Genomic DNA, 12,249 nt, shown 5'->3' on the forward strand with positions numbered 1-12,249 from the left:
GATGGAAATGCGTTAGCATTTTCGGAGGAGTCTGCGCTCCTTCCACTACAATCAACAGGGGTCAAAAACAACATTAGGCTTTAACAGAGCCTAAAAGTTAATTATCCGCCGATAAATTATTGGAATTAATTACCTGATATTAGATGCGAATAAACTTTTTCAAACAAAACATACTAGTTATTAATAAAACAGCAACCAAAACAACGCAGCAACACAAGCAGCAACTGAAACTTTTAACACCAGGTAACTGAACATTGGGTTAAGCCTTAGAAGGCAGCAAATCGTGCGGGCCGGTGCAATCCCGGCTAACCCAGCCATTCTCCCTAATATGGGTTAAACCAGGCGGCATGGCAGCAGCCATGATTGGTTCAATTCCAAACTAACCCAAAATACAACTTTGAAAAACACGAAGGAGGAAACAATAATGGCTAGAAGCAACAACTCTAATCAATTAGTCGTTCCTGGTGTTCAACAAGCTCTTGATCAAATGAAGTACGAAATCGCAACAGAATTTGGCGTACAGCTTGGTGGAGAAACTACTTCACGCGCTAACGGTTCAGTTGGTGGAGAAATCACTAAGCGCCTTGTGCAAATGGCTGAGCAACAACTTGGCGGTTTCCAACGCTAAATTGCAGTAAACAATAAAATAGAATGGCTTTGGCCCCCTTTCATAAAGGGGGCCTCTTAATTTGTTTCCTGGGATTTATCATCCAAACTGTTATATCATTTTATCTGGCTTGACCCATTCATCGTATTCCTCTGATGACAAATAACCGCTTTTTATAGCTGCTTCTTTCAAAGTCGAATTTTCCTTAAAGGCTTGCTTGGCAATCTGTGCTGCTTTTTCATAGCCAATATGCGGATTCAATGCTGTAACAAGCATCAGTGACCGTTCCACATGCCCTGCAATCACTTCAAGATTCGCTTCGATTCCTTCTGCACAGTTGTCATTGAACGACCTCATTCCATCTGCTAACAGCCTGGCACTTTGAAGAAAGTTATAAATGATGACCGGTTTAAATACATTCAACTCAAAATTGCCCTGGCTCGCCGCAAAACCAATCGTGGCATCGTTGCCAAACACCTGTGTCGCTACCATTGTAAGGGCTTCACTCTGAGTAGGGTTGACTTTTCCTGGCATAATGGAGCTTCCCGGTTCGTTTGCAGGAATGGATAGTTCTCCAATTCCGCTCCTTGGCCCGCTTGCAAGCCACCTGACATCGTTTGCAATTTTCATTAAATCTGCTGCCAATGCTTTAAGAGCTCCATGCAAAAATACGAGTTCGTCGTGTGATGTCAATGCCTGGAACTTATTTGGTGCAGAATGGAATGTCTCATTCGTTTGTTCAGAAAGCTGCTTTGCCATTTGGATCCCAAAATCCTTTGAAGCATTGATTCCTGTCCCTACAGCTGTTCCGCCAATTGCTAAATCACGGACATACTTCAGCCCCTCAGAAATCATGCGTTCATTCTTGTCAAGCATCGCTCGCCAACCACTGATCTCCTGCCCCAAAGTCAATGGAGTTGCATCCTGCAAATGTGTCCTGCCTATTTTGATCACATCATTAAAATCTTGTTCTTTTTTCCTGAGTGTATTTCTAAATAATTCAAGCGACGGCAGGACTGCACCTGACACTTCTTTTACAGCGGCAATATGCATTGCCGTTGGGAATGTATCATTCGAGCTCTGCGACATATTCACATCATCATTAGGATGAACCTTTTCGTCTGAATTCGATTGTTCGAGCAATTCATTTGCTCTTCTAGCGACCACTTCATTAACATTCATATTTGATTGAGTTCCGCTGCCTGTCTGCCAGACAACAAGCGGAAAATGAGCGTCAAATTTGCCTTCAAGGATTTCGTCACAAGCAGCCTCGATTGCCTTTCCTTTTGCCTGAGGCAGCTTGCCTGCATTTGCGTTCACTCTCGCAGCAGCCTTTTTGACTTCCGCAAAAGCATAGATGACCTCAAGCGGCATTTTTTCGGTACCAATCTTAAAATTCTGCTTGCTCCTCTGGGTCTGTGCTCCCCAATATTTATCTGATGGTACTTCGATTTCACCAATTGTGTCTTTTTCAATACGATAATCTGACAAAACGATCCCTCCTCAACCTCATTATTATACTTATCAAAACTTTTAAAACATTTTCGCCTTTAGGATAACGTTTTTTCCGTTCTTTTCCCAGAAAAGTGCATCAAAAAAGCGGAAGCAGTATGTAAACTGCTTCCGCCTTTCATTATTTCTCTTTTCGCTGATCGTTATGCCTTATGGTAAATTGCATAACCAATATAATAGCCCAGGATCATGATGCTTGCGATGCTTAATGTTACCGTTAGGTCCTCCATGTTTATACCCCCATGATTGATATTGTTCGTTTATTTTTAAATTACCACATGATCACAGGAATCCTGAAAGAGAATTCGTAACTTTTTGTGACAATGATGTGAATATGGAGGGGGTTCCATTACACTAGATATCTACAGCTGATTAACGAAAAACGCCGCACCCAACCAAGTGGGTGCGTCAATTTCATTATCCTGCCTTCACCTTGTTTCCAAGCTGAAGCTGATACATTTGATAGTACTTTCCTTTCAGTTCCATCAGCTGGTCATGATTGCCCTTTTCCACGATTCGGCCGCGGTCGAGAACGAGAATCTGGTCAGCATTCCGGATAGTGGATAGCCTGTGGGCAATGATAAAGGTGGTTCTTCCTTCTTTAAGGATATCCATGGCTTCCTGGATAATCGTTTCTGTTTCAGTGTCGATACTGGACGTCGCTTCATCGAGAATCAATATGGCTGGATCGAACGCAAGTGCCCTTGCAAAAGAAACAAGCTGCCGCTGTCCGCTTGATAATGTGCTCCCCTTTTCGATCACTGGCTCATCAAGGCCCTTTTCGAGATTCTTCAGCACCCGGTCAGCTCCAACGCTTGCAAGTGCCTTCTCGACAGTTTCCCTTGAAATGTCAGGATGATCAAGGCTTACATTGGAGGCAATCGTACCTGTGAACAAAAAAGGATCTTGGAGGACAATCCCCATATGCTTACGCAGCGTCTGTCTCGGCATCTCGGCAATATCCATCCCATCGATGAGAATTTTGCCTTCTTGTGGATCATAAAACCTGAATAGCAGATTCATGATAGAGCTTTTACCTGAGCCCGTATGGCCGACTAATGCAACCGTCTCACCTTGTTTCGCTTCAAAGCATAAATCCTTGAGGACATATTCTCCTTCTTTATATCCGAAGGAAACATGATCAAAAGTGACGTTCCCTTTGTAGCGAGGAATATCCTTCTCAGAAACGTCGATTCCAACCTCATCCATAAGATTAAATACCCGCTCTCCAGCAACAAGTGCCTGTTCCAGGTTTGCAAGCTGATTGACGATTCCCTGTATTGGATTAAATAAGCGGTTGATATAATCAACAAATGCGTAAAGTACCCCTAAGGAAATCACCGATGACGGCTGAAGTGCCTGCGCCCCAAAATACCAGATGAAGGCTACAAATACAAGGTTCCTCAACACCTGGACCAGGTTATGCGAAGTCGTTGAATTAAGATTCAATAATTTATTTTGGAATGTGAAATGCTCTTTATTAAGCGTTTCAAATTCCTGCTGTGTTTCCTTTTCCCTGCTGAATGCCTGGATAATGCTCATACCCTGGATTGATTCGTTGATCATGCCATTTATGTCACTGACACGCGAACGAATGACATGGTTGTATTTAGATGCGTATTTGCGGTAAAGCTTCGCCCAGATAAACAAGATTGGCAATAACAGCAAACAAATGGCCGCAAGCTTCGCATTTAAAATAAATAGAGCAATATAAATACCAGTAATATAGATCAAACTAGTAAAGAATGTCGATAGTACGGTTACATATAATTCACGGATTGCCTCTGTGTCATTTGTAATACGGGCAACAACCTTCCCCGCCGGAAGGTTATCGAAATACTGGATTGGAAGCCGCTGGATTTGCCTGAACACATCCTCGCGCAGCTTCTGAATAATTCGATTCGCTGATTTTTGCAAGAAAAATTTCTGACCATACTGGAAGATTGAAGCAATCACCAGTAACCCAAAGTAAAATGCAAGAAGCTTAAGGATGTTTGGAATTTCCGGTTTGTAAAAATCAAGCAAATCATCTCCAGAAAGCACCTCAGCTTCATATTGGGCAGCCTGGGAGCCTTTATTAATGGTTAATACCCCATTTTCATAGCTGCGTTTCCCATCGAATTCAATCTGTCCGTTTACGAACACGAATTTTCGGCCAACCTGCAAAATCCTTGCTCCTTTATCAGGCTGATCATCACCTTCAGCTAACCCGTCCTTTGAGTAATAGCTGCCTTTATATTCAACCGATTCCGTTCCAGGTTCGGTTTCATACCATACCGATTCAATTCCCAATATATGATCATCAATCAGCTTCTTGGCGATAAACGGACCTGCCAGATCTGCGACAACCGCGACCGTAAGCATCGCCAAGGCAATGATGATGATTTTTTTATAATTTAAAGCATATTGAAACAATCTTTTTCCAGTACTCATATGGAGTGCACCTCCTCTTCGACTGCTTCTGCCTGCTGCCTGATATACTGCTCGCTGTACCAGCCGTTCAGAGTCATTAATTCTTGATGGGTGCCTTGCTCGACGATCTTTCCGTCTTCTAGGACGACGATATGATCAGCATGCTCAACTGCAGACATTCTGTGTGTTGTAATGATGGTAGTTTTTGCGTTCCGTTCCCTGCGAATATTATCAATGATTTTTTTCTCGGTCTTTGCATCGACCGCTGACAGTGAGTCATCAAGAATCAGTATTTCAGGATCCTTGATCAATGCGCGGGCAATCGAAATCCGCTGCTTTTGCCCGCCCGACAGTGCGACCCCTTTCTCGCCAACTAATGTCTCGAGACCTTCGGGCAGCAGCTCCAAGTCCTTACGGAAAGCTGCAAGATCAATAATTTCCTGGAGCTCCTTATCTGTCGCTAATGGGTTGCCGAACAGGATATTCTCTTTTACCGTCCTTGAGAAAAGAATGTTCTCTTGGGGAACATATCCCATCCAGCTGCGTGTCTGCCTCAGGCTATGTTCCTGGATTGGCACTCCAGAAACGAAGAGATTTCCGCTGCCCTCAGGGTACTCCCTTAGCAGCTGTTTGATTAAAGTGGTCTTCCCGCTTCCTGTCTTGCCGACAATCCCGAGCGTTTCGCCGCGATTTAAATGCAGTTTTATATTATCGAGGTTTTTGACCTTTGATGAAGGATACTTAAAGGTCAGTTCTGACATCTGAATGTATTCAGGCTCGTTGCCTTCAACAGGCTTTACTGGATCGGCAACATCCTCTTTATAAGCCAAAGTTTCGTTCAGGCGGTCCAATGAAGCATTGCCGCGCTGCATGACGTTTATAAGCTCTCCGATTGCGAACATTGGCCATATTAGCATCCCGAGATAAACGTTAAAGCTGACTAGCTCACCCAATGTCAGTTTCTGCTGGAATACTAAATAAGCGCCATATCCTAAGCCGATCAAATAGCTTAAACCAACAAGAATCTTAATCGTCGGCTCGAACAAGGAGTCAATTTTTGCTACCTCGATATTCTTGCTGTATACATCCTCAGTCAGTTCATGGAACCGGCCTTCATCTGCCTTTTCCTGTACATAAGCACGAATGACTCGCACTCCTGAAACCGATTCAAGCACCCTGTCATTCAACTCCCCAAAAGCATCCTGGGCAGCAGTGAATTTCGCGTGAATCTTTTTTCCATAAATGTTGATCATAACTGCCATAATCGGCAGTGGGATAATCGAAACAAGCGTGAGCTCCCAGCTGATGAAAAATCCCATCATGAATAGGATTGTCAGCATGAAAAAGGTTGAATCCACTATCGTCAGAATTCCAAAACCGGCTGTGACTGATATTGCCTTCAAATCATTTGTCGCCCTGGCCATCAAGTCACCGGTCCTGTTCTTTTCAAAAAATGCCGGAGTCATCTTTAAAAGATGCTTCATAAAGCGGCTCCTGAGTTTCCGTTCAATCAGGAATGCCCCGCCAAATAACTGGTACATCCATACATAAGTGATCAGATAGGATATGACCGTAACAAGCAAAAGTCCGCCTAGATATTTCAAGATGACCGTTTGAGTCATCGTTCCGAGCTGAATTGAATCGATTGCCATTCCCACAATCTTTGGCGGAAGTACATCCAGTACTCCGGCAAAAATCAATAAGGAGATCGCAACGCTGTAACGCTTCCAGTTTTCTTTAAAAAACCAGCTTAACTTCGATAAAACCGATAACATTCCAACACTCCCTTTCTATTTCATAATCTACACTAACCGCTTTTCAGCTTTTCACCATTTACTAATTTTTTCACATTTACACATACCATCTTTTTTCCTCCTCGGATCAAATTATCAAGGGTCTGGATAAAGAGTTAAGTTCATTCTCTGCCTCTCTTTAAGATCTGGGATCTTAAGAACAAAAAAAGACATACCGCGGCATGCGATATGTCTTGAATCATTTGATAAAGACAGAAAAAGGCACACGTCACGTGAAATACGCAACCGGTGCCTTTGAATGAACAGAGCAAAAACAGTTAAAAACTCAGTATCGTTTAAAGGACAGGTTACGTTTATTAAGTTTTTCGTATCTTGCAATTTTGACAATGTTCATAACAGTAACCCTCCTATTTAGATTAATTTTCCATTCCCTTTTGTAAGGGTATCACCATACAAGCAGTCATGTCAATTCTAATTTTTCTAAATTTTAGCTCATCATTTAAGTTCATCAGGGTCTCTCCGAAGAATTTTTCGGGCAAAGATCAAATAAACGAGCAGTGGAACGGGAGCCTGGATTAATCCAAGAATTCCCCATAGCCAATAATTATGGCCGTGCTTGCGGGCATTTGTAAAAAGAAAAATACTTTGAGACAGCAGAATGGCAGGAACAAAAATAAGCATTAAAACAGTCTCTGTTTGTGTCAAATCGCCATTCATCTGCCATCCACCTGCTTCTGGGCTCCTTTATAACTGTATATTACCGTCACTGCTACTGCAGCCACCTGAAGAATTAAGAACAGCTGAGGAATTTCCACCAAGGTAAAAACTACCGCGCTCAGGATCAACATAGCACTTAGAATAAACCAGCCTAATTCTCGGCGGTACTTTTTCTGAATTTGTTCCTGCTGACTGAGTACCATTTTTTCAAACCATGGTTCTCCGGGGCTATAGATATCCAGAGAATCCAATTTTTCAAGTCCTTCGTTGAGTTGGCTGATGGTTTCAAATAATTCATTGTCCAATCGATCATCGTTTGGCGAGATCCTGTTTCGATCTGTCATCTAATTTCAGCTCCTTCCTTACTGCTAAAAGCCCATGATGGACTCTTGACTTCGCAGTACCTGCAGCGATATTCAGAATTTCTCCAATTTCATCATAAGAATAACCATAATAATGTTTTAAAATCAGAGGAATTCTCATTTCCTCCGTTAGCTTTGCTAGGGCAGCCAGAGCATCCGTCCATTCCTCATTTCTGGATTCCATGTACCACTGCAGCTTACGAGTCGCAGATTCCCCTTCATTCCATTCTCTCTCCCGCTTTTTCTTGCGATTCTGATCAATATATAGATTTGTCGCTATGCTGATCAGCCATGATGAAAACTTTGATTTCCCATTGAATAAATGAATCTTTTCCACACATTTGGCCATCGTTCCCTGTGCAAACTCTTCTGCGAGGTCAGGATTCATCGTAATTTTCATCAGATATTTTACCAGCAGGGGGTAATGTTCCCGGAAAAGGATGGCAAAGGCACGGTGGTCTCCCTTTTTAGCAAAACTGATTATCTCATTCTCATCCATCAAGCAAGCCTCTCTTTCCCGCACCCCGAAAATTCTCTCTCTAAAAGATTATCTGCTTATTAGACGTTCAATGTAACGAATCGTTCAAAACATTTTCAAAGTTTCTTATGCAGTTTTGTTTTTTCAATAATCGTTCTTCCTTTTCGACATCTTTTTGAGGGACTAATATCCTTGTAAGAAAAGAACCTTACCTCAGCAAAAAGGAAAGTCCCGACAGGACTTTCCTTCAAACTCTATAATGAACCTTGCTGTATGGCAGGTTCTTTTACACTCGTTTGATTTTCTTCTGCAAGCTTTGGCAAAACAATCATGTAAAACACGCCGACAATCGCGAGGCAGCCACCAACAATCCAATAAAGCATTTCAATTGAGAGGATAGCCGGGAAACTGTATGCAATAACGGCAAGCGTCAAGGAATGCGACAGCATGTTGAGCGGGCTGATCAGCCCCTGAACCCTGCCCATCATCTTTGGATCAATGATGCTCGGAAGCCACCCGCCAATTCCAATATTGATAAGCGGAAGCGCGAGCGCCGAAACAAACAGAAGCGCCAGGAAAAGCACAATATTGTTTGGCAGGGAAGCAAATGCGGTAAAGCTTCCTGCCACAATCAATCCAACCGATATCAAATGGTAAAGCTTCATTTTCTGTGCCAGCAGTGAAGCAATAAAGCTGCCGATCAGAACACCAATTCCAAAAACAAAACCGATGACAATCGAATATTCTTCATAAGTATCTGGTGCAAGCTTATATTTAAGAATAAAAATCGGCATGACGGAGAATCCGCCATTGACGATACCAAAAATGAAAAATCCGATAATCAAAGCAGACAGCAATTTGCTGCCCAGAACGTACTTGAAGCCCTTTTGGAAGTCTTTAAAAACCAGCTTAATGTTCAAATCGCTTAGTTTATGCGCACCATTGGGCAGACGAGCTTCCTTCGGAACAGCTGTAGCATGAATTAACAGTGCGCTTACTATGAAAGAAATAGCATCCACCATTATCGCTCCATAGATTCCAATTGACCAATACGCGAGAATTCCAAGGCCATTCCCAAACAACATGAACAGGCTCATCACTAACTGGTTCAAGCCCGCAGCTGTCGTATAGTCATCCTTTTGCAGAATCCCTTGCACCATCCCATGTTCTGCTGGAAAAAAGAATTTTTGTATTGCACTTCTCAAAAACAAGACGCCGAAAACGAACGGCATCCATCCTATATAAATGGACGCGATCAGCAACAAGGATAATCCTGCGCTGACCCAATCGCAGTACACCGCAATTTTTTGCCGGTCCATCCGGTCTGCGAGGACACCAATTAAAAAGAAAACGGCAAGCATTGGCAAGGAATACATCAGCTCTGTTATCGTAGCGTAAACTGGCTGGGAGCTAAAACGGTCAAGCAGGAAAAACATAAACGCGGTCAACCCGATCGTACTTCCCATCTGGGAAGTGAAATTGGCCAGGAATAATTTTGTAAAACTCCTGTTCCGGAAAATCTCCGCAAATTTTTTCATTTCGTATACCCCTTATTTTTCAATTGTTATCTCTATGATAGAGAGAATGAATGGAAAAAATAAGCATCTCTTGACCGTTTGTTTCTCCATCCTAAGACTGATATCCTTTTGACCTTAGCCCTAGTTGCTTAATCCTCAAACGTCCCTTTTACAACAGGACTGCCATTCTCGACCATCATTTTTCCCAGGGCAATGACTGATTGTATCGATAAATCTGCCTTATTAAGCAAGACAAGATCTGCATCCTTCCCTGCTTCAATTTTCCCTTTTTGATGAAGTTTAAGGATTGCTGCAGGGTTTTGCGTGATGACTCGTAATGCAGTACTAATCTCGATGCCTTCTTGTAGTACTGCATCTTTGACTTCTTGATAAAGGGAAGATACTTTTCCAATCTTAAGTCCTATCAAGTCGCCGTCTTTATTAAAATCAGGCAGACTCGCCTGGCCATCAGATGTGAACGTGATTTGCGATATATCAACACCCTGCTCGAGCATTTTTCTCAGACCAAGGCTGCATTTAACTTCGCCTTCTTCTAAAAATTTTGGTATAGAGCTGGTCGTGAAATCTAGATAGCCGCCCTTTTTGGCATATTCAATCCCTTTTTCAAATAAATGCGGATTCCGATTGATATGGGTTGGATAGAATTGGCGGATTGGGATATCTGTCTTTTCAACGACCTCTTCAATTACCTTAAGATGGTCGTAGCTGTCACCAACATGTACATTCACTATTCCAGCCTTACCAGAAAGCATTCCGCCAATTCTTGCTGCAGATGCAATCTTCGCCATTTCTTCGTAAGTCGGCTGGGAAGAACGATGATCCGCAATTGCGATTTCTCCAACACCGATAATTTTATCAATCAGGATAAGGTCATCTTCAATTCTGTCCGTCAGTGTCTTGACCGGTACCTGATAAGAACCTGTATGCACATAACAGGTGATCCCTTCTTCTTCCAGAGCACGAGCTTTTGCAATCAAACTTGGCATCGTCCTCGTCGTTCCGTCTGTGCCAATAACACCGACAAGTGTTGTGATGCCGGCAAGGGTGGCATCCGTCAATTGAAGTTCAGGTGTCCTCGTCCTATAGCTGCCTTCTCCGCCGCCTCCCATTATATGTACGTGGGAATCAATGAAGCCTGGAACGATATACATACCTGCCGCTTCAATCACCTTCATATCCACGAACCTATCAGGTACCGGGATCTCATCTTCAATGTAGCCTATTTTATTGTTCACGATTAAAAGATCCTTTTTACCTAAGTATTCAGGAGCAAAAATTTCGCCATTTTTAATAAGTGTCAGCATTCCATCCACACCTCTTTACAAATAAAATCTGTGTTTATTCCATCATAATACAGACGGAAGAAACTGCAAGTTGATTCCTGACTGATTGACTGCTTTGTTGCCAACTTAGCCCAATCTGCTTAATAAAGGTTTTCAACTTTAAAGGACGGGGTAATAATCTATTAACCTAATAAAAATAAAAACGCGCGAATAAAGGAGTTTATATATATGAAAGAGATCATGTCTTCAAATGTTATGGTACAAAAAAGGTTCACAATGAAAAAGATGCTGGAAATTTATCAGGCAGCTAAAAAACTTAATGGCACTACTTATTTATACAGCCGCCAAAAAGCAGTGGAAGCTACATCTTTGTCAAAGCTTGTTTCCTTCCTATTGACAGTTGAACCAAACACAACTTTAAAAATTATTATGGAAGGCACAGATGTAGAACCGCAATTAGATCAATTGACGAAATTGCTGACAAACGAAGCTTCTCTATTGAGGGTTAACCGTAAACAGCTGCTAGACTCTTCTGAGTCATTCCAGATTTAATAACAAATTATATTTTAGAGATATAGAGGTGAAATTTCATGGTAAGAACTATTTTAATGGTAATCGGTGCTATCGTCGTAATTGGATTTTTAATGCGAATGCTATAATATCTTGTTAATAAAGCTGCATTTATACAAGCAAGTCAGACTGTAGACAAACTCGGATGAAAATGAGTTTGCCTGCAGTCTTTTTTATTTTCTTCTAAATTAACACCAATAAGGACTTTTGATGGCTTGAAAGCATAAAAATTGGACAAACAACAGGGCATCGATATGGCCTCTTGGTCACCTGTAATAAAATTTTTTAGAAATCAAGGCATCGATAAGGCTTCTTGGATATCTGAAATTATAAAAATTAGGAAAAAAAGTAACCCAAATACCCTCTTGGATATGCGGTATTCCAAAAATTAGGGGAATAGGGTAACCAATACGGCCTCTTAGAGTTGCAGAATTACAAAAATTAGGAAAATGAGGGCACCAATACGTCCTCCTGGATATGCGAAATTACAAAAATTAGGAAAATGTGGTCACCAATATGATCTCTTGGATATGTGAAATTACAAAAATTAGGAAAATCTTATAACCAATACGGCCTCTTGGTTATCATTATTAATATAATTTGGTAAAAAACCGAATAAATCTGACCTCTTGGTTCCCCTAAATGACAAAAATAAGAAAAATAGGTAACCAATTAGGTTTCTTGGTTACTTGGAATTACAAAAACTAGAAAAATTGATCACTAATATGACCTCTTAAATGCCTGCCTTTGAAGGTGACAGGAAAAAAACAGGCGTGAATTCTCTTTTGAATTCACGCCTGAACTTTATAGCAAACTATCTATATCATGACTGCAATCTCTAAATCTATCCTGAGTTGCTGTCATCATCTTATCATCCTTAGTATTTCCTTAATTTCCATTCCCGGTTCCACCAGTGTCGCCAGTACCTCCAGTTCCACCGGTATCTCCACCTGTGCCTCCTGTACCTCCAGTTCCACCGGCATCTCCACCTGAGCCTCCTGTGCCTCCAGTTCCAC

The 12,249-nt window shown here is 41.8% G+C and carries 10 protein-coding genes; 2 read left to right on the plus strand and 8 right to left on the minus strand.

Translation table 11 applies throughout. The features are described from left to right. Nucleotides 1–424 precede the first annotated feature (424 nt). On the plus strand, nt 425–628 hold the full coding sequence (locus V7201_RS20560) for a small, acid-soluble spore protein, alpha/beta type (protein WP_207499032.1): 204 nt from the start codon (nt 425–427) through the stop codon (nt 626–628). Nucleotides 629–718: 90 nt separating this feature from the next. On the opposite strand, the gene fumC is transcribed toward V7201_RS20560, so the two are convergent. The 8 genes from fumC to iadA form a co-directional block, all read right to left on the minus strand. Then, nucleotides 719–2,098 (minus strand): class II fumarate hydratase, encoded by a 1,380-nt coding sequence (gene fumC, locus V7201_RS20565; RefSeq protein WP_335378629.1) that lies wholly within the window; start codon nt 2,096–2,098, stop codon nt 719–721. A 438-nt stretch (nt 2,099–2,536) separates the two neighbouring features. Continuing rightward, complete coding sequence (locus V7201_RS20570; protein ID WP_335378630.1) at nt 2,537–4,552, minus strand: ABC transporter ATP-binding protein; 2,016 nt, start codon at nt 4,550–4,552, stop codon at nt 2,537–2,539. After that, nucleotides 4,549–6,306 (minus strand): ABC transporter ATP-binding protein, encoded by a 1,758-nt coding sequence (locus tag V7201_RS20575; RefSeq protein WP_335378631.1) that lies wholly within the window; start codon nt 6,304–6,306, stop codon nt 4,549–4,551. Before V7201_RS20575 ends, V7201_RS20570 begins: the two co-directional genes overlap by 4 nt. 474 nt (nt 6,307–6,780) lie before the next feature. Then, nucleotides 6,781–7,002 carry a sigma-Y antisigma factor component gene (locus V7201_RS20580; RefSeq protein WP_335378632.1) on the minus strand — a complete coding sequence of 74 codons (222 nt, stop codon included), beginning with the start codon at nt 7,000–7,002 and terminating at the stop codon, nt 6,781–6,783. Continuing rightward, nucleotides 6,999–7,346, minus strand: coding sequence for a YxlC family protein (locus tag V7201_RS20585; protein WP_335378633.1), 348 nt, complete (start codon nt 7,344–7,346; stop codon nt 6,999–7,001). Before V7201_RS20585 ends, V7201_RS20580 begins: the two co-directional genes overlap by 4 nt. Continuing rightward, nucleotides 7,312–7,863: an RNA polymerase sigma factor SigY gene (sigY, locus tag V7201_RS20590; protein ID WP_335378634.1), complete on the minus strand. Its 552-nt coding sequence runs from the start codon at nt 7,861–7,863 to the stop codon at nt 7,312–7,314. Before sigY ends, V7201_RS20585 begins: the two co-directional genes overlap by 35 nt. A gap of 233 nt (nt 7,864–8,096) precedes the next feature. Continuing rightward, entirely contained in the window at nt 8,097–9,380 is a 1,284-nt protein-coding gene (locus tag V7201_RS20595; RefSeq protein ID WP_335378635.1) for an MFS transporter, read from the minus strand. A gap of 128 nt (nt 9,381–9,508) precedes the next feature. Beyond that, on the minus strand, nt 9,509–10,684 hold the full coding sequence (gene iadA, locus V7201_RS20600; RefSeq protein ID WP_335378636.1) for a beta-aspartyl-peptidase: 1,176 nt from the start codon (nt 10,682–10,684) through the stop codon (nt 9,509–9,511). Between the two features lie 207 nt (nt 10,685–10,891). Between iadA and V7201_RS20605 the strand changes: the two genes are divergently transcribed. Continuing rightward, nucleotides 10,892–11,215, plus strand: coding sequence for an HPr family phosphocarrier protein (locus V7201_RS20605; protein ID WP_335378637.1), 324 nt, complete (start codon nt 10,892–10,894; stop codon nt 11,213–11,215). Nucleotides 11,216–12,249 lie beyond the last annotated feature (1,034 nt).

Origin of the sequence: Bacillus sp. JJ1122 (assembly GCF_036964885.1) — a bacterium.
Taxonomy (GTDB): Bacteria; Bacillota; Bacilli; order Bacillales; family Cytobacillaceae; genus Mesobacillus.

Bases quoted from the DNA above. Each gene is read 5' to 3' on its own strand.
- V7201_RS20560 (WP_207499032.1), top strand. From the start codon at position 425: ATGGCTAGAAGCAACAACTCTAATCAATTAGTCGTTCCTGGTGTTCAA.
- iadA (WP_335378636.1), bottom strand. From the start codon at position 10,684: ATGCTGACACTTATTAAAAATGGCGAAATTTTTGCTCCTGAATACTTA.
- sigY (WP_335378634.1), bottom strand. From the start codon at position 7,863: ATGGATGAGAATGAGATAATCAGTTTTGCTAAAAAGGGAGACCACCGT.
- V7201_RS20585 (WP_335378633.1), bottom strand. From the start codon at position 7,346: ATGACAGATCGAAACAGGATCTCGCCAAACGATGATCGATTGGACAAT.
- V7201_RS20580 (WP_335378632.1), bottom strand. From the start codon at position 7,002: ATGAATGGCGATTTGACACAAACAGAGACTGTTTTAATGCTTATTTTT.
- V7201_RS20575 (WP_335378631.1), bottom strand. From the start codon at position 6,306: ATGTTATCGGTTTTATCGAAGTTAAGCTGGTTTTTTAAAGAAAACTGG.
- V7201_RS20605 (WP_335378637.1), top strand. From the start codon at position 10,892: ATGAAAGAGATCATGTCTTCAAATGTTATGGTACAAAAAAGGTTCACA.
- V7201_RS20595 (WP_335378635.1), bottom strand. From the start codon at position 9,380: ATGAAAAAATTTGCGGAGATTTTCCGGAACAGGAGTTTTACAAAATTA.
- V7201_RS20570 (WP_335378630.1), bottom strand. From the start codon at position 4,552: ATGAGTACTGGAAAAAGATTGTTTCAATATGCTTTAAATTATAAAAAA.